Origin of the sequence: Bradyrhizobium sp. STM 3843, from assembly GCF_000239815.1 — a bacterium.
Lineage (GTDB): Bacteria > Pseudomonadota > Alphaproteobacteria > Rhizobiales > Xanthobacteraceae > Bradyrhizobium.
This window is the reverse complement of record NZ_CAFK01000024.1, coordinates 48881-70064: the sequence shown is the minus strand read 5'-3', so window position 1 is coordinate 70064 and position 21184 is coordinate 48881. Positions and strand designations below refer to the sequence as shown.

Sequence of the window (21184 nt, the reverse complement as noted above, 5' to 3'; positions counted from 1 at the left end):
CAACGGATCAGAGCACGCGGACTCGGCGCGGCCGCAGCAGAAGCACGACACCGAATGCGGCCAGCACTGCCGCGACGGTTGCGGCCGAGAAGGCCGCGAGCGGACCATAGGACAGGATCAGCTGCGCCACGACCAGATAGAACGAGACGACGCCGACCGCGCCGATGGCATTGCCCCTGACCACCCGCAGCGCATTGTCGCGGCCGCCTTCGAGATGCGCAAACAGAGTGAGCGGCCAGGCGATCACCGGAATCAGCGACACGACGCCTGAGATGTCGGGCCCGAGAATGCGCGCGAAGCTCGTCGTCAACAGCACCATAGCAGCCGCGGTGAGAAGCCGCACCGGCAGGCTGATCGCCGGGCCTCCATCCGCGACCCGCGGCGCCCCAATCTCCTCCTTGGTGAGCCGCAGCAGAATGGCCACCGTGATCAGGACGACGGCAACCGCAAGCACCGGCGACTGCAGCCCAAGCAAGGCCCAGGCAGACGCACAGAAAACGACAAGGCTGAGCATGCAGGCCGATGCGAGCGTGCTGACGCGCGTCAGCACCGCGTAGGCAACATAGCCGGTGAGCACGGCCGCCAGCCCGGCCAGCGAGGCGATCGCCGCACGCTGTGCGAAAGCCGTTCCCTGCTCGACCGCGAGATACACCGAGATCGGCCCGGAGGTCAGCGGCAGGCCCGACAGGAGGCCGCCGATGAACGTCCCCCATTGCCGCGCGGCGAGCGAAATCGCCAGCATCATCAGCGGGGTCACCGCAAGCTTGATGGCGAGCATCATGTCCGCATCCGTCGCACCACCCATCCGGTCCTGCCGACTTCATGACGCGACCTGATGAGCGCGGCAAGGGAATGCGCTCCATCATCAGCGCAACCGCGTCATGCGCGATCGCGCGAGGCCGATCACGGCGCTGATACAAGGCGACCGTGATGACCGCGACGGAGCGCGCGTGCTCGCTCAAGCCAACAGCAGGTCGCCGGGGCCAAAACCGGCTCGCGCCCCACGCTGATATCATTCTTCCTTCAGTCGCAAGTGCTCCACAAAAATCCCTCAGGTTGCAGCTAACGCTTTCTTGTCGCGAGCAACGCGTCGGATGCGGGTCAAGGAGTCCTTGAGATCCCATGAAGCCGCGCAAACGAAGCGTTCACGCCCCATTCAGTGCTCCGTGCCTATGCCATCCCCTTGGCGGAGGGCGACAGTCGCGGGCAGGACGAGAACTTGGATCGGTGGACGATTTCGACAAAATGGCGCTCGTGGTCGACTGGCTCGACGCCTGCAGGAACCGTAAGCTCGACGTCCTGCTAGATCTCTATGATCCGAGCGCCAGCCTCGAATGCCGCTGCGACCGCATCGTCATCAGCGGCCGCGCTGCGCTGTCAGCCTATTGGCAATCGAAGCTGACTGCAGCGGCTCCGGAGGCTTTCGTTCTCGAAGAGATTTCCCCCTTCGGTGAGCGCATCCTGCTCGACTGCTCCGATTTCGAAACCCGCCGCGTGCGCATCGCGTTCACCTTCGACGCACGCGGAAAGATCGCGCACACGGACTGCCGGCCGGCACCGACATAGCTGCATCAGGCTGCCGGGTCAGGCCGCCTCTTGGGCGAGCGGCAGACGGCAGCGCACCACCGTGCGACCACCGTCGCGCAGCAGTGCAAAGCTTCCGTTGAGCGCCCGGACGCGCTCGTCCATGCCGCGCAAGCCGCGGCCGAACGGGCTGTCGGGTGGAAAACCTTCCCCATCATCGGCGACCTCGATCGCAACCTCCGCGCCGGTGATTTCGGCCGCGACATCGATCGCGCCCGCATGCGCATGCCGCAGAACATTGGTCACGCTTTCCTGGATGACGCGGTAGGTGGTCAGCGACAGCAGGCCGTCGATCTCGTTCAAGCTTGCATCGATCCTGCAGCTCAGCTTGAGCCGCGGCGCCTGCGCCTGGACGTTGCCGAGCAGCGCACGGATGCTTTGCTCCAGCCCAAGCTCCTTCACATGGAGCGGGCTCAGTCCTTCGAGAATGCGGCGGCTGACCTGCTGAAGGTTTTCCGCGGCCTGCAGAATGCCGTGGACGGCAGAGGCAGCCTCGGGATCATCGGCGACGCGGTCGGAGAGCGCGGTCGCGTTGGCGCGGATTGCGAACAGCAGCGGCCCGAGCTCATCGTGCAGTTCCTGTCCGAGGTCGTGGCGCTCGTCGTCCTGCACCGAGACCAGCTTTCGGATCAGACCGCGGTTGTCGAGGCTGAGACGCTTGAGCGTGCTGGCGAGCTGGTTGGCCTCCTTGCAGCTCCTGCGGATTTCCGGCGGACCCGCGACCGGGGTCAGCGTATCGTAGTCGCCCTGGCGCATGCGCGTCAGTCCCTCCTGCAGCCGCTCGAGCGGCCGCAACGCCGTGCCGGTGGTGAAATACACGCTCAGCGCCGCGATCAGCATCAGCGCCGACCCCGAGCCGACGATCGCCAGGAACCCGACATATTTCTCGAAGATGTCCGCCGAGAGGTCGGGCGTGAACAAGAGGTCACCGACGTGATCCTTGCCGATAGAGATCGGATAGACGGCACCGAGCTCGGGAATGTCCAAGAGCGCAATGAACCAGCGTGGCACGTGGGAAGGAACGATCATGGCCGGCCGATCGGAGGAATGGCCTACGGATCGAAAGGCGATCGTCTTGCCGGATCCGAGCGCACTGGAGAAGGCGGCGAGCGTCCGCTGCGGCTCGCCCGATGTCGCGAGCGCAGCGTTGAGGGCTGCAGCAACAGCCTGTGTGGCTGCTGCCTGCTGGCCGGTTTCATACTCGAACTGATCGGGCGACACGATCTTCAGCGCAATACCGCCGAGCACCAGGGCCGCCAAGATCATCGCGAGCATCGGCAGGAACAGCCGTGCCCGCAGCGACAAATTTTCCCATGTTCTGGACAATGCCAACTCCCCTGGAAGCGAGTTGTACTTTCAAGTCTCGGCAGGACTCCTATGTTAGCTGGGAACGAGGACACCGTGCAGGATTCACCGAAGCCAGCCATCAGAGTCTTGATCGTCGACGACCATCCGGTGGTCGTGCAGGGCTGCCGTTCGCTGTTCGCATCCGACTGCTCCGTCAAAATCGAAGAGGCCGGCGATGCCAATTCCGGCCATCGCGCCTTTCTGCAGAAGCGGCCTGACGTGACCATCATCGACATCAAGCTGCCGGATCTGTCCGGCTTCGAGCTGATGCGACGGATCCGCAAGGATGATCCGGATGCGAAGATCATCATGTTCAGCATGAACGATGATCCGGCCTTCGTCGTCCGCGCGGTGGAAATGGGAGCGCAAGGTTATGTCTCGAAGGGGGACGACCCGCGCCTGTTCGTGAAGGCTGTCCGCCGCGTCGCCGACGGCGACAAGTTCATCTCGCCTCGTCTTGCCGAGGCCGTGACGTTTTCGGCCGCCGCGGTGAAGGCCAGTCCGTCGACGCAAATGAACGGACGGGAGCTGGAGATCCTCCGCATGCTCGGCCGCGGCGACAAGATCATCGAAATCGCGGACGCGCTCGGCGTTTCCTACAAGACGGTGGCCAACACCACCTCGCTGCTCAAGCAGAAGCTCGGCGCCAAGAACCATTCCGACCTCGTACGTATTGCCGTCGAGATGGAACTGGACTGACCGCCCACGTCGACCGAAGCTGGCGATCGGGCTGGCCGCGCCCGCGACGCGGCCAGCCCGTCGCCGAAGCCGCAGGCGTCGGGGCAATAATGCGACGCCTGCAGCAACGGGTGACGTGGAGTGCCGTTCATTGATGCCCTGCACGGCCGAACCTACCAGCGCGACCAGGCCCAGCCGTCGCTGAGCTGATAGGTCGCAATGCGGCGTTGGCTTTCCCGGACCGCGACACGCGACGGCAGCCGTGCTCGCCGGCGGGAGTGTTCCGGAGCCTTTTGCGGACGCGCTGGCGGAGCCACCGCTTCAGCCTGTCGCGCGGGGACCGGTTTATCCGCCGCGGGCGCCAGCACCGGATCGACCTCGTCATTGGCAGGAAACGCCGCGGCGATCGGCATCGTGGTGTCGAACTTGACCGCTGCCGGCCATTTGTTGTCGCTGTGGATACGGATGATCGTTCGATCGATGTCGCCATCAGCGGTCTGCTGCGCGGGTGTCGGCAGATACCAGTCGGCGACAAACAGCAGCGCCAGCAGAATGCCGCCCGCAAAGAGGAGATAACGAACGAGGGGCATGACCCATCACACGCGCGGAAGCTCATTCCGCGGCGCCTCAACGGCAGGATTTGAAGGAAGGCCGGTGATCATTCCAAGGCGCGGCTGCAACACCTTCGCGGCTGCGACACTTAAAGGATCATCGGAACGAAGGTCTGATCCGTGGCGCAGGGCGGGATGCCGCCCCACGCAGCTCCGAAACGGGCGGTTACCAGCTCACCCATTTGTCGTCGCGCCAATAACCGCGACCTTCATGCTCCCGGAACGTGTACCTCTCCGTCGGCCCCCACCGCCAATTGTCCTCATGGACAATCACGCGCGCCTCGGGCGGATATTCATGGACCTCGTGCGTGTGCCAGCACACGTTTCCGGTACAGACGATCGCTGCAGATGCGCTGATCGCGGAGGCGGCCAGGAAAGCGGCTCCGATCGCGGCGCCGGCTGCGGCCTTTGTTAAGCTTCTCATCTCGTATCTCCTCGCTTCGATGAACGCTGCCCCATCGCAAACGGGGAATGCCCGGACGCGTTCCGACGCGAAGGGAAAAAGTCGGGAAAAGCTGGCAATAGATTCGGGAAGAACAGGAACCACAGGCCGGGTGCCGCGTTGTCCATTCGCTTCAAGACACAATCACGTTCCCGTTGCTCCGGCGCAGACCCACATGCGCCGGAGCTTTTTTTATCGTCCGCCGCTCAAGGCGGGGTGAGGGCAACCGTTGTGATCGGAGCCAGCTCGAATGCACGCGCGGAGCGGTATTCAATGAAACGCTGTGCGGCGACGATCATCCCGATCGCAAAGATCGCCGCGAGCGACGCATTGGCCAGTTGATGCATGACGCCCATCTGGAGACTTCCTTTGCTCAGGTCTCAGCACAAACAGGCCAAGCCATTCGCAGTTCCAGACTTCGGGAAAAACCGGCAAATTCATTTGAACACGATCGAACCCGCGTGAGCGGCCGAGGCCACGATACGAACTAACACCCGCTTGGACGTCAGGCGATGGCAGTGAGATGGCGCCGCACCGAGTGATCGAACTTGGGCTTCGCGTCTGCGGCGATATTGCGGTCCCACCACGCGCCGTAGATGCGATCGAAGGCCAGCGGAGCAACCACGTCGGCGATGCGGCGGACCGCGGCGGTCCCCAGCGGGACATAGTTCGGATAGGAATACATGAAGCTGACATGGCGGCGATTCATCGCCACCATCGCGATGTCCCCGACGAACAACGCGCCTCGTCCATCGGCGGCGGTCTTCCAGTGCAGCACCGTGGCTCCCGGGAAATGACCGCCGGTACGGTACAGGACAATGTCCGGGGAGAGCTGAATGCTGTCGCCCGACCACGCCACGATCGAGGGGCACGGCCGGGTGACAAAGGCACGATCGTCACCATGAAGATAGATCGGCGCGCCGGCAAAGGCCTCGCTCCAATCGGCGACTGCGCCATAGAAATGCGGATGCGAGACTGCGATCGCCTTCAATCCGCCGAGCGAGCGCACATGGCCGATCGCCGCGTCGGTCGCGAGCGGCACGCAATCCCACATCACGCAGCCGTCGCTCTCGCACAGCAACAATGCGCGCTGGCCGATCGCGAAACGTGGCTCGATCTGCAAACCTGGGACACCGAGATCGTCCCGCCAGATCAGCCGGTGCCCCCGCAACATCTCCTCACGACTGAGGAAGCTCTGCCCACTCCAGTTCACGAATTGCCGCTCGTCCTCGCAGATCAGGCAGGCGTCGGGTGGCGCGGCCGTATCGGGGAACTGTGCGCCGCATTGGGAACAGGTCCAGAGGGGCATGGATGATCCGGATCGAAACAGAGGGCAAAGCCGCACCCGCGGCTAACGCCGCCACTCTATCACCGCACGCTTCCGCCACCGAGTCGATCGGAATTCGAATGCGCGGCTCTAGGAACTGGACTTCGCCGGCCCTGTTGGCAGGGTCATCGCGGACGGCGATGCGGGAAGACAGCCATGGGCGCATCGCCCCCCAGTCGAACCGCTTAACAGGAGAGGCGCGCAATGACCGATCCGAATGACGATCGCCCGGCATTCGACCGCCGGCGTGGACGCAATGCCACCGGCTGGATCATCGCCCTCGTCTGCGTGATTGCCGTCGTCGTGGCCGCGATCTACTACACCAACCGGGACAGAACGACCGCCTCCAACCAGAACGGCTCATCGCCGGTGACCACCGGGTCCAGCAAGAGCAGCCCCACCCCGGCGAACAAATAGTCCCTCCCCGATGGGCGGCCGGGGTTCAGATCCTTCTCGACCATGCGCCCCTATGTCGCCGGCCCGTCGGCATATGGACGCATCAGACAGCGATGGCCGCCTGGGTCAACCAGGCGGCCTCGTGTTGCTGGCAAGAGTTTGAAGCGTCCGCCCCCTACCTGCCGGATAACGCGAGCAGATCGAACTTGTAGTTGACGCCCACCAGAACCGTATGCATCTGCGATTTCAGGCTGACGACGTTCGGACCTCCGGCGAGCGCGGCCGCGCCCGTCAGCGGACCCGTCACACGGCCGAAATCCGCATAGTCATATTCGGCGAATGCCGACCAGTGCCGGTCGAACATCCATTCGACGCCGGCTCCGACCGTCCACCCGGTACGATCAAACGACGCAGTCGCCGATTGGCCGGAGCCGTTGTTGACGACCGCGACGCTCGTTCGCGTCCATGCCGCACCGCCCTTCAGATAGGCCAGGATCGCGGGAGTCACGAGATAGCCCGCCCGCACCGTGGCGGTGTAGAGGTTGTTCGCCGTCGTGCTGGTCGCGAGCTGCGGCACCTGGGGGATGGAGCTGAACGAGTTGATCTTGGCAAAATCCGCCATCGCCTGGATGCCGACGACGAAGCGATCCATCTGGTAATCGCAGCCGAGCTGCAAGCCGCCGATCACGTCATCGCCATCGCTGGAGGTCGCCACCGGTGTTTGCAGCAGCAACGGCTGGACCGCCGCAGCGCTAACAGTGTTGCCCTGGGCGGGAGGCGGGTTCGGCTGCTGCGCCTGCCCTCCGCCATTGTTGTTCGGCGGAGGATTGTTCTGCGGCCATCCGGGCTTGTTCGGAGGAACAGGCTGCCAGGCGTGTCCGCCGTGATCGTGCTTCGGCCACTGATCTTTTGCCCATTCGTCTTTGGGCCACTTGTCTTTCTGCCAGCCGTCCTTCTGCCAGTCGTGCTTGTCATAGGCCGGCTGCTGTTGCCAGCTGGAGCTGCCCGACTTGTCGTAGTCGGCGTATTGTCGCGTTTGCGGCCAGCCGTAGCCGCCATGTGCGTCGTGCCCGTCCTGCCGCAGCCACGTCGACCTGTCATACGCGCCATCCGCGTGCTGCTGCTGCCAGTCGTGACCGCCTGACTTGTCATGGTCGCCGTATTGCCCGATGTGTGGCCAGCCGTAGCCCAAGTCCTTGTACGAGTCCTTGTCGTAGGCGTGTTGCTGACCCTGCCACGGCCAGTCATGGTCGGCGTGCTTGTTGTGGTCGTAGTTTGAACCAACCTGTGGCCAACCGTAGCCAGCATCATGGTCGTGGCCATCGTGCTGATCGTAGTGCGACCACTTATGGTCCGGGTATTTATCGTGGTCGTGATGCTTGCCGTCCTTCCACCCGTCATGATCACCGTGCTGGCCGTGACCATGGTGGTGGTAGGGCGGCTTCCATCCACCACCGTTCCCGTTCTGATTGGTCGGCGGCGGCGTGGTCTGCTGGGTCGACCCGCCAGCCGTGTTGGTGGTGGCTGGCTGCTGGGCCGACGCAACATTGGTGTTGCCGCTCTGGCTCAATGTCTGCTGCTGGCGTGACCATCCATAGCCGACGTTGACGCCGGCATGACAGCCGCTCCACCTGTAGGCGAAGACGCTGGTCGACGGCGGGGGAAGTGGGGGAGGCAGGGCGAGATCGGTCGCCCATACTTGATTGGTACTCGCAGCGAAAGAAGATAGGCACAGGCACACGCAAACTACGCGACGCATCGAACTCACAACTCCTGAACACGTGCCGCACGAAACGACGAACGCATCAGGAGCGTCAGATTATGTCGCGAACTAATTCGAAAAATGTCAAACGCGTGGGATGCGATTTGACGAGGCTGACGCAACAACATTCGGTTGTGAGTGTTGCATTGGAGCTGCAGAGTCCCGACGGAAGGAAGTAGTTCGCACTCTCTTCTGCAATGGACGTTGACGACGCATTCGTCAGCTAACGCGCATCTTTCGCGGACATATCCTGAAAGTAGTGCGACGTTGGAGACTTCAAAAAAAGGCCAACACCGGATGCGGCAACCCGCTCGCGCGCGAGCCATACATCTTCAGGTAGAGGACATATCGACTGCGAGGGATCGGAGATGTACGCCGGTGTCGCGGGTCAGGCGCGTCGAGGCATGTCTGAGTTGAGATTTCGATGCGAGGTCTTTGTGACTTGCTCAACGCGTTGCGACGCACATCGACATCGACGGCACGAACCATCTCGCTGCGCGCTGACGACGGCCCGGCTCGGCATTCATCCGGCAAGAATGCGAAGGATGAGTCGCGGCTGACGCATCGGGCCGCGCCCAGCGTAAGCTCACGCCAGCGAGCCCCTCCAACTGCATTATGCCGTGATCGCGACGCGCCCTCGCCGCGCGGTCGCGCGGCTTGTGATCATAGTGCGGCGAAGATGGTGCATTCGTTTGGCCGAGCAGCTTCACGATGACAAACATCGCGCGGGTCTGCGGCGGAGTCCTGCTCCGTCGCAATCAGGCAAGTTCTCGACGGCGGTTGGCGCACCCGCGGCCAGCGCCTGCGACGTCCAGCGCAGCAGCATGTTGGAGAGCGGCTCAAGCGCGCGAGCCGTCAGGTTATCTGCCGGCGTCCGCGGCGCGTCGCACGCTGTCGCGCATCCTCGCCGCTCTGGAGCACGAGGGCCCAGCGACGGCGAGGACTCCACAAGCGCCTGCGCCTCGCCGCCCGTCCGGCTCCCGATCAGCGCGGGCTGGACGCGTCAGCCTTAGTAGAAGGTATGGATGCGGTCGAGATTGGCTTGCTCTAGCCGGCCCGCGCCTGGGCGTCAGCGGCTTTGGCTTGCCCCAGTCATCTATAGGCGATGGGATCAGGTTTGATCACCATCACGCTACAAGTTCTTGTTCTGAGCATGATCTCCGCGCAAACGCGTTCCGCGTTTGTCGCCAGGGAGAACCGCTGCGCACCTTTCCGGATCATGGTCCCAGGTGACGAGCGGCACCGTTCGACGGGCTATTGCTCCGCCGCCAGGCGGACGATCTGGCGGCCGCCATTCATGTCGCGAAGCTGGTTGACGTAGTCCTCGGGACGTGTCCAGCGGACCGGGGTCTTCAAACCCATGAACTCCGCGATGCTGCCGATGAACGACGTGCAATTCGCCGTCTCGGCGTTCCACACCGGCGAGTCCGCCTGCAGTTTCTTGATGTAGGCGAACACCCTCTTGGCGTCGGCTTCGTTCAGGTAGACACGGTAGCTCGCCGTCAGATAGTCCGGGTCGAGATCGCCATAGCTGGCGCCGGTCTCGGACGGCACGAAGGTGAAATAGCCGAGCATGTAGGCCAGCGTGTCGCCGGCCGGCGTGAGCCCCGCCACATCGACCGCGCGCTCACTGGTCTTGCCGTACCAGACGAAAGCGTGGCCCCAGCTCGCGGCAGTGCGCGCTCTGAAGTCGACATAATAAGGCCCTTTGGCCTCGCGCGCGCGCCGTTCAGGCGCACTCGCTTTGGCCTCATGTCGGCTTGGGGCGTGCATCGGCCGCGCGGACGCCGTCTGCACGCCGCAAGACAGCAGCAGCGCTGCAATGGAAATTCCGACCAAGCACGAACGCTGCATGGCAAGCACGCCCCAAGATAGATGATAGTGGGCCAGGAGACTGGCCGGGCTCAGTAAGCGCGGCGAACCACGGGGCCGGCGACAACCGGGCCTTTGCCAATCGGCGCTTTGCCGATGGGGGACTTGCCAATCGGAGCTTTGCCGATTGGCATCTTGCCGACGGCGGCTTGCTCATAAACCGGCTGAGGGTGCGGCAGGTCCGCAGCATGCGCCACGGTTGCCAGCGCGAGCAGGGCGCCCGCGGCAATCACGAATGTCTTCACGCAACATCTCCTCGAGGTTGGACATGGCCCCAGCCCCTCCCCGATACCGTGACCATGCACGGCGGAATGCGTCGAGAGTGGGGCAATCGCGAGTTCGTGGCGTGACACAGCCGGCAAGTGCGACCAATATGTCACACGACGGGTTCCATTTGCGCACTTTATTAGTGCGCTTCATTGGTGCGCTTCGCCCAGGCGGCAGGTGCGCCGCGATGATCAGGGATTGCGCCGGGAAAACGACACGGCGTAGGCGCCGTTCCGAACGTCGATCATCGGATCATCGGACTCCTCGATGCCGTCGGTGAGCTGCCCCGGCAGGAACAAGAGCTTCTTCTGCGCCTCGTCGCTATCGGGCACAGCCTTGTCGATCGTCAGCACGCCGAGCTCGACCAGCTTGCGGTCGTCGGGCCAGGGCTTGGCCGGATCCTTGGTGGAGTCGCCGGCCGCAGCGAGCTGGGCCTTGAAGTGAAACGTCACCGGCCCCTGCTTCAACCGTGCCGGCAGCTCCTGCATCAGGAAGTCCGGCGCCCGCTTCGCAGCCTCAGCCTTGTCCAGATGCACCACCTTGTCGGGCACCATCTGATAACGGATGGCCTGCCGCTCGCCCGCCTTGTTGACGAAGACGAACGCATTGATGCCGAAATAGGCCTCGTCGGCAAAACTGTCCGGCGTGGCGACCGTGCCGAGGGCGGCCGGGACGGTCGGGTGGCTCGCAAAGAACTGCTCGACTTTCGTCGGCTTGGCCGCATCAGGCGGGCTCTCCGCAATCGCCACCAGCAGGTCGCGAAACTCCTCGCTGGTCGACACCGGGAAGAACTTGAGCGAATTGATCACAATGTCGGTGTCGCTGCCGTCAGGCAGATGAAACTTCACCGCCATGCCGTGCGGATTGGCGTCGTCGGAGCCGTCGGGCAAATTCGGCACGCCCGTGGAGTCCGAAAAGCGCACCGTCACCGGAACCTCGGTGCCGCCGAACAAGACCGCCCGGCTCAAGCCGGCGGCGTCCGGAGACGCCTTGAAATGTCCCTCGACCACAACGCCCTTGGCGTGATTGGCGCGGAACCCGGCATGGACTCCGAACACCTTGTTCATCTGGTTGACGAGCTGTTCCTCGAGCGGCGCATCCTGCGCCAGTGCAATGCCGGGCAAGGCCAAGCCAAACCCCACCAGCGCGGCAACGACTTTGCAATTCGTCATTTTGCAATTCGGCATGAGGAGCTCCTCCTGTCACCAGTGCCCAACATAGCACGACAGCTCGGCGACATGAGCGACTTTCGTCTGCGCAACTCTCGGGCGCCTCATGAGCAGGGTCGCCGATCATTCGGCGGCCCCCGTGCCTCACGCGCTGCGCAGCGCGTGAGGCCGGATCGCGCGAGCGACCTACTGACTCTGACTGGAGACGACGCGAGGGCCGGAGCCGGGCGGCAGGCAGGTGAAGGTCACTTCCCTGCCCGGCGTAGCCGCCACCGCGCGCAGTGCGGCGTCCGTCGCTGAACTCCCGTTGGCTGCCGTGAAGATTTGTGACGCCGGGGCGTACAGATAGCTCACGACGGCTCCGTTGGCGACGACGCTCGCCACCAGATCGCACTCGGTCACCTGTCCGCCCAGCGCCAGCGAGGTGAACGGTGCCCCGGCGCGCTGCTCGAGCAAGGTGACGCGGGCCGCGGCGGTGGCGAGGTTGACGTTGCTCAGCGTCACCTGCTGTCCGACGATGGGAGCGAGATCGCTGTCGAACGCCAGCACATATTGCTCCACATCGCGCCGCGTGGCGTCGGGGTTGATCAGCGGGAAGCCGCTGTTGAGCGTCGGATTGAACACCAATGCATTGAAGAAGCTGAAGATGGTGTCGACAGATCCCTCGTTGGTGAAACCGAAGCCGCGGATCTGCGGCCCCATATTGCCGGTATCCCGTCCGTTGAAGAAGTAGACCGCCGGCATGCCGAACATGCCGACCTTGGTGTACATGTTGCGCAGGTGCGGGATCTTGAAGATCTGGTCGATGCCTTCGAAGCTCGCATTGGTGCTGGTGCCGAACTGGCCTTTCGACGGGTCGAGCGCGTGGCAGCCGTTGCAGGTGAAGGCGGACAGACCGAGGACCTTGCCGAGGCCCGGCACGTCGAGACCGTCGGCGGGACGCTGGCCGCTGTAGAACGCCGCGCCCCGGCTTTGCGATGCTGTCAGCGAGTTATCCAAGTTGCGCACCGGATTGGGCGGCAATTGAACCTGCAGCGCGAAGTTGGTAAAGGCCTGCATCTGCGCCGCGGTCGGTGCATTGGCAGTCCCCAGCAGTCCCTGGAACGCGACCTGGAAGTTGTTGAAGGACAGGTTCTCATCGGTCGCATTGACGCCGAAGACGCCGTTGGCGCGGTCGCCACGCCAATGCATCGCGCCCGCATGGGCGAGGCCACGCAGGGTCTGCGTGGTCATCGGCCCTTTCATCGGATGGAACACGTTGACGGCGTTGGTGCCGTTGAGCGGCGTGGTCACGCCGAACAGCAGCTTACCGAGGTCGATCGAGAGCTGGTCGCCAAGATTGACCGGGATCGGGTTCGACGTCACCTTGCCGCTGGGATTGCCGAGATCCCAGGCGAGCTCGTCCTTGTCGCCGAACGTATGACAGCTCGAGCACGACGCCTCGCCGTTGCTTCCGAACGGGCGGGCATCGTAGAGCATCGGCCGGCCCTGGACCACCGAGGCTGGCTCCGGATTGGTCATGGCAACGCTCGCGACTTCGCCGCGCGACCCGAGATTGACGACCTTCACCGCGTTGTCGAAGCGGGTCAGGGCGTAAAGCTGGTTGCGGCTCTGGTCGAGCACGACGCCGCTCGGTCCGCCGCCGCTCAGCGAGATGTAGTTGGCGCTGGCGATGGTCGGATCAAGGCTGTTGCTCTCCAGTGCCGCGGTGTCGAGCACGCCGATCTTGCTGGAGCCGAACGCGGCCACGTAGAGCGTGCGTCCGTCGGCCGAGACCGTCATGCCGGTCGGCGTCGCCAGGCTGTGCTGCGCCTGACTGGGGTCGAAGCCCGAATCTCCCGGCAGCAGGCCGTAGTTGATGTGGCTGTTGAGATGAACGGGCGTAACCGACTGGCCGGAGACCACGGTGATGCGCGACTCCGCGAGGTGGCCGGTCACGGCGTGTCCGGCGCTCCGCGTCGGATCTTCGAAGCGAACCTGGTTCTCTGATTCGGTGTTCGACACATAGAGATGACCGCTGACCGGATTGGCCACCATGTTGAACAGAGTGGTGCCGACATGGGCCACGGCGCCGGTCTGCGTCAGCGCATTGGCATCGATGGCAAACACGTCGGTGTCCGGCAGGCTGAAACGCACCGAGTTGTCCCAGACCCGGTTGAGCTCATCCTGCCAATGACCGGTCGTGTTGTTGAACTTGACGATCTCCGACACTTTTGGCGCGGGCTCCCCTGAGGTGTCCGCGGCCGGGCCGAGGTTGCCGCCGGGGCTGATCGAGAGGTCGATCAGCAAACAACCCTGCCTGGGGTTGAAGCCGTCGCAGATCCGCCCCTCGTTGATCGCCGTGGTCTGGTTGCCGGTCTCGAAACCCGCGACATAGACCGTGTTGCCATCCGGGCTGACCGCGAGCGCGCGCGGCGTGTCGGTGAAGAAGCTCATGATCCGGACCGGCGTTCCTCCCATCGTGGCGCCGAGGTTGTTCGGATCGAACACCCAGACGTCGGCACGGGGGACGCCCGGCGTGGTGAGCTGCGGGTCGCCGGCGCCGGGAACGTTGGCGATCGACGGATCGGTCCGCTGCTGGCCGCGGTGCGCGGTGGTGATGAAGGCAAGCCCCTTGCGCCCGGCAAAAACGATGTCACGCGGCTCGTCGCCGACGAGTAAGGTGCGCACCACGTGAGGGGTGCCGACCAGCGAGACGATGCTGATGCTGTCCGACAAATGGTTGACGACCCAGACCTCGGTGTCGCTGCGGGCGGCCACCGCCACCGGCTCGAGGCCGACCGGGATGTGAGCGGTCTGTGTCAGTGCGCCCACGCCGATCTGGTACGCCTCCAGGGTTCCGTTCGGCGTATTGACCGCGAACAGCGTGCTGCCATCGGGCGATGTCGCCAGTGGCCGGACTTGCCCGCTTTCGAAAGTGATGAAATTCGGCGGCGAGGCCGCGCCGGCAGAGCTCACCAACAACGGCGCCCCCAGCAGCACGCTCGATGTTGCGATCGCCAGCGCAAGGGCCCGTCGCGTCGCGCCGATCAGCGGCCGCAAAGACTGTGTCATGACCTTGATCTCCCTCACCCATTTTTTTGGTTTCGGGGCAGGACCCTGGTCTCGATGATGTTGAAGCAAGTTTCCGCCCCACAACCAGACATAGCAGGCCGAGTCTGATCAGTCACTCACAAAAATGATCACTTGGTTTTTTGAATTCGCACGCGCAGGCCGACGGTCTTCACAAATTCATCATGCATACGGATTGGCGGCTTTGCGGCGCTGCAACGAATGCGCGCCGTCTCTGCGGCAGGCGACGCGGAGAACTATGCGGAAAATCTACGCGGCATCAGGGTCGTGCCCCCACAATCCGGTCGACAGCACGTCGATGAGGCGTTCGATCGCCTCCTGCTCCGGCAGGCCGAGGTGCTGGTTGCCCAGCATGTGCCGCTCGATCACGAAATAATTGTAGAAGAACAGATAGATCGTCGCCAGCACGAAGGCCGGGTCCTGCCCGCACCATCCAGCGCGGCGCTTCGTGCGGTCGAGCACGGGACCCAAGAGATAGCGGAACTGGGCCGGAATGTCATGAAACAGCGCGGCGAAATGCCGGTTCTTGAACTCGATGACGTCGATGAACATCAGCAAAAGGAACGCGGCCTCGTCATAGACGATGGATCGCACTGCGGTGGCGAGCAGCCGCAGGTCACGGCGCGAGAACGGATCCTCGAGCAGCAGGATGACCTGACGCGTGAAGGCGAGCATGCAGGCCTGGTAGTTGCGGACCAGGCTCTCGAAGATCTTCTCCTTCTTGGGATAATAAGTGTAGATCGCCCCCTGCGAGACGCCGGCTCTGTCGGCGATGTCGCGAATGTTGGTGCCGTGGAAGCCCTGGGTGGTGAAAAGCGCGAGCGCGGCGGCCTCGATCGCCAGCTGATTGTCATCGGGCCGGTCGGGAGCGATCTGTGGCAGGAACAGCATCGGCACCTTGATCCTGTCCCTACCCTTGTCCCTGCCTTTGCGGCCCGATTGAGACGACATGGTCGGCGGCGAATGCCATAACCGGCCGCAGAGCAGCCGGATGAACTCGATCCGGTCCCGCGCCGCCTCCTCGAGCAGTTGCGGCCGGGCGCGCGTGTCGTCGGCCTGGCGCAACGCAGCGCCATCGATGCAAGGGAGCCGCGACCACAAGCCGCCGAACAGCAGATCGACAAAGCGCTTGATCGCCAGCTCGTTGCTGACGCCCAGATGCTGGTTGCCGCGCATATGCTTTTCGATCAGGGCGAAATGGAAGAAGTAGTGATAGACGGCAGCCAGCACGAACGCCGGATCGTGTCCGCGCCATCCAGCCCGGCGCTCCGCCGCCGTCAAGGCCGCCCCGACCATCGCCCGCATCCGCGCCGGGAGATTGTCGAATGCGCCCTGGAAATGCTGGAATTTGAATTCGATCACGTCGATCAGGACCAGCAGCAGAATCTCCGGCTCGTCCTGCATCTTGGTCCAGATCGCCGACGCGAACGCCCGCAAATCGCGCTTCGAGAGCGGGTCCTTGAGCCGCCTGACCGTGGTGTCGATGAAGTGGTCGAGCCGTGCGCGGTACTGTCGCGCCAGTTCGCCAAAGATCGCCTCCTTGCTGGGATAAAAAGTGTAGATGGCGGCGGAGGAAACGCCGGCCCGGTCGGCAATCTCGCGGGTGTTGGTGCCGTGAAACCCTTGCGTCGTGAACAGCGCCAGCGCCGCCCGTGCGATGCGTTCGCGCTGGTCGGACGGCGGTGGATGGCTATCTCGGCGGGACCTTGTGCGCTTGTCAGTCATTAAAAATTGTCAGTCATGAAAACGAATGCTCGGTCGTGCCCTGATGCGTCGGGGGCAGTCACACGCGATGCATGCATCATATCCCTACCTATACGCACCATGGATGCGTAACCGCAATGGCGCCGCGCGCTGCCCTATCGAATGGCGGACTACGGTCCGCCGATCTTGCTGCATCACAAGCGCGAGACATCGCCAACTTCACCGTCATTCCGGGGCGATGCGCTAGCATCGAACCCGGAATCTCGAGATTCCGGGTTCAGCCCTCCGCGCAAAATGGCTTTGCCATTTTGTCGCGCGGGCTGCCCCGGAATGACGCTCGTGACGCACTAAGACTCATCCCCCGACGCGCTCACATCGCGACCATCCTGAGACGATCGCTAACGAAAGATATGCCACCATTCGTCTCCATCGCCCCGCTTGCGGTCCGAAGCGGAATGTCACTATGGTAGACGCGCATGACCCGTGTCTTCATCCTCCGCGAGGCCTCGTTCCGGATTTGGGATCCGTTGCACATTCGGCCGGTCCATTGGGTCGGGCGCGATCACCGCGCAGCATAGACTGAGGGAGCATCACCTGTGTCCGAACCGCAAAGCTTCCCCATCGACAAGATTCGCATTCCCGAGAAGATGCGGCACGCGCTCAAACCCGAGATCGTTGAAGAGCTGGCCGAGAGCATTCTGGAGGTCGGACAACGCGAGGCCATTCTCGTCCGCCGTGAAAAGGACCACTTCGTTCTGGTCGAGGGCCTGCATCGGCTGGAAGCCTGCAAGGCGCTCGGCGAAGGTGCGATCATCGGACAGCTGATCTCAGCCGAGGCGGCCCGCCAGAGAGACCTCCCGCCTGCACCCATCGATCCCGAACGCGAGAAGATGGAGCGACTGAAAAAACTCCGACTCGAAAAAGAGGCCGCAGAGAAGCTCGCCAACACGTCAAGAGCTGTCTCAGACGCGGACGCTGCGACGCGCCGGCGCGCGCACGCGGAAACAACGAGCCGGAGCAAACTCACTGCAAACTCGAAACCATCGCGTCAGGAGCGGGGATCACCACCCAGGACATTGTCGGACTGGATCAAGCAACAAGAACGCAGTGGCGGTCGCTATTGACCGTCCACGGCGCGACCGGCCTGTCCCTGTCCTGCCCCTGAGTTTCATTCACAGCAGCCCGTGGGATCGCGCCCGATCATCCGCGCCAGCACGTAACTTATGTTAAAGAACTTGGAGCTAGGGTCACGCTTGCCAGCAACTGACACAAGGCTGACCTCCACGGGCAATGGACGCTTCCTGGTTCGGTTTGCAGGACATGGGACGAGATGTCGCATGTTCCAGCCAGAGCAGGTTACCGATTTGACTGAGTAACGGTCGCCTTCCGACCGTCGCTCCGTATTTGCACGGGCCTCGCATTAATAACAATTAGCATCTGGTTCCATAGGGTTCCACGCAATGGCTGTTGGGCTGCTTGCGTGTGCACCAGGGTATCCCCGTGCGACCGCTCTCCCCGCGCCTTACCGATGCGCCCGTGGAGACTGCTATGTCATCTGCACTACCCGTCCGCCTCAAACTGACGATCGGCATCAAGATCTATGCGTTGATCGGCCTGAGCTTCATCGGCCTGATCGGCCTTGCCGCCTTCAACTCCAGTGAGCTCGCAGCCAGCCTCAAGCAGCAGAAGCAGCTGGAGCTTCAGCATCTCACCGAGCTTGCCCTCAGCATTTTCGCCGAGGAGCACGCCGCCGCACAAAAGGGAACGATCTCGGTCGCGGACGCGCAGAAGCGGGCGCTGGAGCGCGCCTCGCAGCTGCGCTATGGCGGCAACGAGTACTTCTTCGTGACCGACATGACCGCGCGGATGCTGATGCATCCGATCTCGACCAAGCTGATCGGCCAGGATGTCTCTGACATGAAGGATCCGAACGGCAAGAAGCTGTTCGTGGAGATGATCGATGTCGTGCGGCAACATGGCCGCGGCTTCGTCAATTACGACTGGCCGAAGCCGGGCTCCGAGGCGCCGCAGCCCAAACTCACTCATGTCGCGGGTTTCGCGCCCTGGAATTGGCTCGTCGGCACCGGCGTCTACATCGACGATCTCTCGGCACAGACCTGGGCTTCGACCCGGCAGTCCTTGATGGCGGCCGGCCTCGTGCTCCTGATTCTGCTGGTGGTGTCGACGCTGGTCGGACGCGGCATCACCGGACCGCTGCATCGGATGACTGCGGTGATGAAGAGCCTCGCCGGCGGCGATCTCGACGTCGAGGTGCCCGGGGTCGGACGCGGCGATGAAGTCGGCGAGATGGCCGGCGCCGTCGAGGTGTTCAAGAGCAACGCGGTCGCGCGTCACGCGCTGGAGGCGGAGCAGAAGGAAGCCGAGCAGCGGGCGCTGGCCCGCCGCAAGGCCGACATGTACAAGATGGCCGACGACTTCGAGGGCGCCATCGGCGAAATCGTCGAGACGGTCTCGTCGGCCTCGTCCAAGCTGGAAGTGTCGGCGGACACGCTGAGCAAGACGGCGGTGCGCGCCGGCGAGCTCGCGACCGCAGTCGCGGCCGCCTCCGAGGAAGCCTCCACCAACGTGCAGTCCGTCGCCTCCGCCACCGAGGAGATGACCTCCTCGGTCACCGAGATCGGCCGTCAGGTGCACGAATCGGCGCGCATGGCCAATGAAGCCGTCGAGCAGGCGAAGCGGACCAACGAGCGGGTGAGCGAACTCTCGCGCGCAGCGAGCCGCATCGGTGATGTCGTCGAGCTGATCAACAGCATCGCCGGGCAGACCAACCTGCTGGCGCTGAACGCCACCATCGAGGCCGCGCGCGCCGGCGAGGCCGGACGCGGCTTTGCCGTGGTCGCCGCCGAGGTGAAGGCGCTGGCCGAGCAGACGGCCAAGGCCACCGATGAGATCGGCCAGCAGGTGGCCGGCATCCAGACCGCGACGCAGGAGTCGGTGCAGGCGATCAGGCTGATCTCCGGAAGCATCGAGCGGCTGTCGGAAGTCTCTTCCACCATTGCCGCCGCGGTCGAGGAGCAGAATGCCGCGACCAAGGAGATTTCGCGCAACGTCCAGCAGGCTGCGCACGGCACCCAGCAGGTCTCCGTCAACATCACCGACGTCCAGCGCGGCGCCACCGAGACCGGTTCGGCCTCGACCCAGGTGCTGGAAGCGGCCCAGGGGCTGTCGACAGACAGCAACCGGCTGAAGCGCGAGGTGAGCCGCTTCCTGCAATCGGTCCGCGCGGCCTGACAGGCCCGCAACAAAGCCTACTCAACGAATTGCCAAGACCAACAAATCTCAACGAGTTTGAATCCCTGTCATGATGACCTTCCTCGACTTCCAGCCCCGCAACGCGCTCCTGAACCACAGCAGATCGTTTGCACATCGTTCTGCGATCACGCTCGCCCTTTTGGTCGTCACCCCGCTCCATGCCGCACCCGGCGACAATCTCACCGCGGTGCGCGACCTCAGCGGCAAGGTCGGTCCGATCGTCGGGTCGGCCCTCGCCTGCAGCGACATCTCCCGTCCCCGTATCCAAGCCGTCATTGGCAAGTTCCAAGCCGTCATTCGCGACGCCTCGAACAGCCAGGCCGATCGCGATGAGACCACGCGGCTGTTCGACCGCTCCATCGCCGACGGTCGCCAGGCGGTGGCGAACGGGCGCCAGGACTGCCGGCGCGCCGAGCTCCAGCTCGCAGACCTCGAACGATCGATTGGCGCGCCGGTCGCCACGGCCGGCGCGTTGCCGGACGCCGCGACCGGACCGCGCTCCGCCGCTGCAGCCGGCGCGACGAGCGCGACGCCTGCTCAGCCGGTTCGCGGCGTCACGGACCGCGAGATCACGTTCGGGAGCGTCGTGCCACTGTCCGGCGCAAACAAGGAATCCGGTCGCCTGCTCAAAGTCGGCATCGAAGCCGCCTTCAACCGCGCCAACGAAGCCGGCGGCGTCAATGGGCGCATGCTCAAGCTCGTCGTCGCCAACGACGACTATGATCCGAACCGCACGCTCGACGCCATGAAACAGCTCTACGAGAAGGAGCAGGTGTTCGGCTTCATCGGCAATTTCGGGACCGCTACGGCGGCCGTCGCGATCCCCTATTCACTCGAACGCCGGGTGCTGTTCTTCAGCCCCTACACCGGGGCCAACGTCACGCGCCACGATCCGCCGGACCGCTATGTCTTCAACTATCGTCCGAGCTATGCGGAAGAGGCCGATGCGCTGGTGCGCTATCTGGTGAAGCTGCGCCGGGTGCCGCCGCGCCAGATTGCGCTGTTCGCGCAGGACGATTCCTTCGGCGATGCCGGGTTTGCCGGCGTGGCCAAGGCGTATCGCGCGCTCGGCCTCAACGACGCCGCGATCCTGCGCGTCAACTACACCCGCAACACGGTGGATGTGGAGCCCGCGATCAACCAGCTCAAGGCGCAGAAGGTGCCCGTCCGCGCCGTCATCATGGTCGCGACCTCCCGCGCGGCAGCGAAGTTCATCGAAAAGGCGCATGACGCGCTTCCCGGTGCGGCCTTCGTCAATGTGTCGGCCGTCGGCGCCTCGGCATTGGCCAACGAACTCACGCTGCTCGGTCCGCAATACGCAACGGGGGTCATCGTGACCCAGGCCGTTCCCGCCGTCTCCGGCTATTCGAGCCTGGTGCTCGACTACAAGGCCGCGCTGGCGAAACATTTCCCCGGCGAGCCGGCGGACTACACCTCGCTCGAGGGTTACATCGAGGCGAGCATCCTGATTCAAGCCCTGAAGAACGCCGGTCAAGAGCTCAACACCGAGCGATTGATCGATACGCTCGAATCGATGCGCAACATCGATCTCGGTCTCGGAGCCCGGCTCAGTTTCGGCACGGCCGAACATCAGGCCTCGCACAAGATCTGGGGTACGGTGCTCGACGGGACCGGCACCTATCAGCCAATCGAACTGGAATGACCGGGGTCGCCGGCGCA

The 21184-nt window shown here is 63.9% G+C and carries 18 protein-coding genes; 6 read left to right on the top strand and 12 right to left on the bottom strand.

The genetic code is table 11. The features are described from left to right. Positions 1–7: 7 nt before the first annotated feature. Complete coding sequence (locus BRAS3843_RS03920; RefSeq protein ID WP_139024718.1) at positions 8–781, bottom strand: hypothetical protein; 774 nt, start codon at positions 779–781, stop codon at positions 8–10. A gap of 446 nt (positions 782–1227) precedes the next feature. Between BRAS3843_RS03920 and BRAS3843_RS03915 the strand changes: the two genes are divergently transcribed. Next, positions 1228–1566 (top strand): hypothetical protein, encoded by a 339-nt coding sequence (locus BRAS3843_RS03915; protein ID WP_008967425.1) that lies wholly within the window; start codon positions 1228–1230, stop codon positions 1564–1566. Positions 1567–1584: 18 nt separating this feature from the next. Here BRAS3843_RS03915 and BRAS3843_RS03910 read toward each other — a convergent pair whose 3' ends face one another. Continuing rightward, positions 1585–2910, bottom strand: a complete 1326-nt coding sequence (locus tag BRAS3843_RS03910; protein ID WP_008967424.1) for a histidine kinase — start codon at positions 2908–2910, stop codon at positions 1585–1587. A gap of 75 nt (positions 2911–2985) precedes the next feature. Here BRAS3843_RS03910 and BRAS3843_RS03905 point away from each other — a divergent pair, with 75 nt between their 5' ends. Further along, complete coding sequence (locus BRAS3843_RS03905) at positions 2986–3630, top strand: response regulator transcription factor (RefSeq protein WP_008967423.1); 645 nt, start codon at positions 2986–2988, stop codon at positions 3628–3630. Positions 3631–3782: 152 nt separating this feature from the next. Here BRAS3843_RS03905 and BRAS3843_RS38765 read toward each other — a convergent pair whose 3' ends face one another. From BRAS3843_RS38765 to BRAS3843_RS03890, 4 genes are all read right to left on the bottom strand, one after another. Continuing rightward, complete coding sequence (locus tag BRAS3843_RS38765) at positions 3783–4199, bottom strand: hypothetical protein (RefSeq protein WP_008967422.1); 417 nt, start codon at positions 4197–4199, stop codon at positions 3783–3785. A 187-nt stretch (positions 4200–4386) separates the two neighbouring features. Continuing rightward, a complete protein-coding gene (locus tag BRAS3843_RS03895) occupies positions 4387–4644 on the bottom strand; it encodes a hypothetical protein (RefSeq protein ID WP_008967421.1) in 258 nt (85 codons plus the stop codon). A gap of 224 nt (positions 4645–4868) precedes the next feature. After that, a complete protein-coding gene (locus BRAS3843_RS41310) occupies positions 4869–5018 on the bottom strand; it encodes a hypothetical protein (protein ID WP_175361080.1) in 150 nt (49 codons plus the stop codon). Between the two features lie 149 nt (positions 5019–5167). Continuing rightward, on the bottom strand, positions 5168–5971 hold the full coding sequence (locus tag BRAS3843_RS03890) for a hypothetical protein (RefSeq protein ID WP_008967420.1): 804 nt from the start codon (positions 5969–5971) through the stop codon (positions 5168–5170). A gap of 222 nt (positions 5972–6193) precedes the next feature. Between BRAS3843_RS03890 and BRAS3843_RS03885 the strand changes: the two genes are divergently transcribed. Beyond that, positions 6194–6406: a hypothetical protein gene (locus BRAS3843_RS03885; RefSeq protein ID WP_008967419.1), complete on the top strand. Its 213-nt coding sequence runs from the start codon at positions 6194–6196 to the stop codon at positions 6404–6406. A gap of 154 nt (positions 6407–6560) precedes the next feature. Here BRAS3843_RS03885 and BRAS3843_RS03880 read toward each other — a convergent pair whose 3' ends face one another. From BRAS3843_RS03880 to BRAS3843_RS38760, 6 genes are all read right to left on the bottom strand, one after another. After that, positions 6561–7955: an outer membrane beta-barrel protein gene (locus tag BRAS3843_RS03880; RefSeq protein ID WP_050886346.1), complete on the bottom strand. Its 1395-nt coding sequence runs from the start codon at positions 7953–7955 to the stop codon at positions 6561–6563. A gap of 1446 nt (positions 7956–9401) precedes the next feature. After that, positions 9402–10001, bottom strand: coding sequence for a hypothetical protein (locus BRAS3843_RS03870; protein WP_008967415.1), 600 nt, complete (start codon positions 9999–10001; stop codon positions 9402–9404). Positions 10002–10051: 50 nt separating this feature from the next. Further along, on the bottom strand, positions 10052–10264 hold the full coding sequence (locus tag BRAS3843_RS03865; protein WP_008967414.1) for a hypothetical protein: 213 nt from the start codon (positions 10262–10264) through the stop codon (positions 10052–10054). Positions 10265–10477: 213 nt separating this feature from the next. Next, positions 10478–11458: a catalase family peroxidase gene (locus tag BRAS3843_RS03860; protein WP_035980758.1), complete on the bottom strand. Its 981-nt coding sequence runs from the start codon at positions 11456–11458 to the stop codon at positions 10478–10480. Positions 11459–11641: 183 nt separating this feature from the next. Next, a complete protein-coding gene (locus tag BRAS3843_RS03855; protein ID WP_008967412.1) occupies positions 11642–14509 on the bottom strand; it encodes a hypothetical protein in 2868 nt (955 codons plus the stop codon). 267 nt (positions 14510–14776) lie between these two features. Then, the gene (locus BRAS3843_RS38760) at positions 14777–16252 is read right to left on the bottom strand and encodes a TetR/AcrR family transcriptional regulator (protein ID WP_008967411.1); all 1476 of its coding nucleotides are present in this window, start codon (positions 16250–16252) and stop codon (positions 14777–14779) included. 575 nt (positions 16253–16827) lie between these two features. On the opposite strand from BRAS3843_RS38760, the gene BRAS3843_RS03845 reads away from it, so the two are divergent. From BRAS3843_RS03845 to BRAS3843_RS03835, 3 genes are all read left to right on the top strand, one after another. After that, positions 16828–17355 carry a ParB N-terminal domain-containing protein gene (locus BRAS3843_RS03845; RefSeq protein ID WP_008967410.1) on the top strand — a complete coding sequence of 176 codons (528 nt, stop codon included), beginning with the start codon at positions 16828–16830 and terminating at the stop codon, positions 17353–17355. A 424-nt stretch (positions 17356–17779) separates the two neighbouring features. Continuing rightward, positions 17780–19483 (top strand): cache domain-containing protein, encoded by a 1704-nt coding sequence (locus BRAS3843_RS03840; RefSeq protein ID WP_008967409.1) that lies wholly within the window; start codon positions 17780–17782, stop codon positions 19481–19483. A gap of 70 nt (positions 19484–19553) precedes the next feature. Then, on the top strand, positions 19554–21167 hold the full coding sequence (locus BRAS3843_RS03835) for an ABC transporter substrate-binding protein (protein WP_008967408.1): 1614 nt from the start codon (positions 19554–19556) through the stop codon (positions 21165–21167). The last annotated feature ends 17 nt before the right edge of the window (positions 21168–21184 follow it).

What these genes read in the sequence shown, in the direction of transcription:
- BRAS3843_RS03920 (WP_139024718.1), bottom strand. Translation starts at nt 781, where the DNA reads ATGATGCTCGCCATCAAGCTTGCGGTGACCCCGCTGATGATGCTGGCG.
- BRAS3843_RS38765 (WP_008967422.1), bottom strand. Translation starts at nt 4,199, where the DNA reads ATGCCCCTCGTTCGTTATCTCCTCTTTGCGGGCGGCATTCTGCTGGCG.
- BRAS3843_RS03895 (WP_008967421.1), bottom strand. Translation starts at nt 4,644, where the DNA reads ATGAGAAGCTTAACAAAGGCCGCAGCCGGCGCCGCGATCGGAGCCGCT.
- BRAS3843_RS41310 (WP_175361080.1), bottom strand. Translation starts at nt 5,018, where the DNA reads ATGGGCGTCATGCATCAACTGGCCAATGCGTCGCTCGCGGCGATCTTT.
- BRAS3843_RS03890 (WP_008967420.1), bottom strand. Translation starts at nt 5,971, where the DNA reads ATGCCCCTCTGGACCTGTTCCCAATGCGGCGCACAGTTCCCCGATACG.
- BRAS3843_RS03885 (WP_008967419.1), top strand. Translation starts at nt 6,194, where the DNA reads ATGACCGATCCGAATGACGATCGCCCGGCATTCGACCGCCGGCGTGGA.
- BRAS3843_RS03870 (WP_008967415.1), bottom strand. Translation starts at nt 10,001, where the DNA reads ATGCAGCGTTCGTGCTTGGTCGGAATTTCCATTGCAGCGCTGCTGCTG.
- BRAS3843_RS03860 (WP_035980758.1), bottom strand. Translation starts at nt 11,458, where the DNA reads ATGACGAATTGCAAAGTCGTTGCCGCGCTGGTGGGGTTTGGCTTGGCC.
- BRAS3843_RS03855 (WP_008967412.1), bottom strand. Translation starts at nt 14,509, where the DNA reads ATGACACAGTCTTTGCGGCCGCTGATCGGCGCGACGCGACGGGCCCTT.
- BRAS3843_RS38760 (WP_008967411.1), bottom strand. Translation starts at nt 16,252, where the DNA reads ATGACTGACAAGCGCACAAGGTCCCGCCGAGATAGCCATCCACCGCCG.
- BRAS3843_RS03840 (WP_008967409.1), top strand. Translation starts at nt 17,780, where the DNA reads ATGTCATCTGCACTACCCGTCCGCCTCAAACTGACGATCGGCATCAAG.
- BRAS3843_RS03835 (WP_008967408.1), top strand. Translation starts at nt 19,554, where the DNA reads ATGATGACCTTCCTCGACTTCCAGCCCCGCAACGCGCTCCTGAACCAC.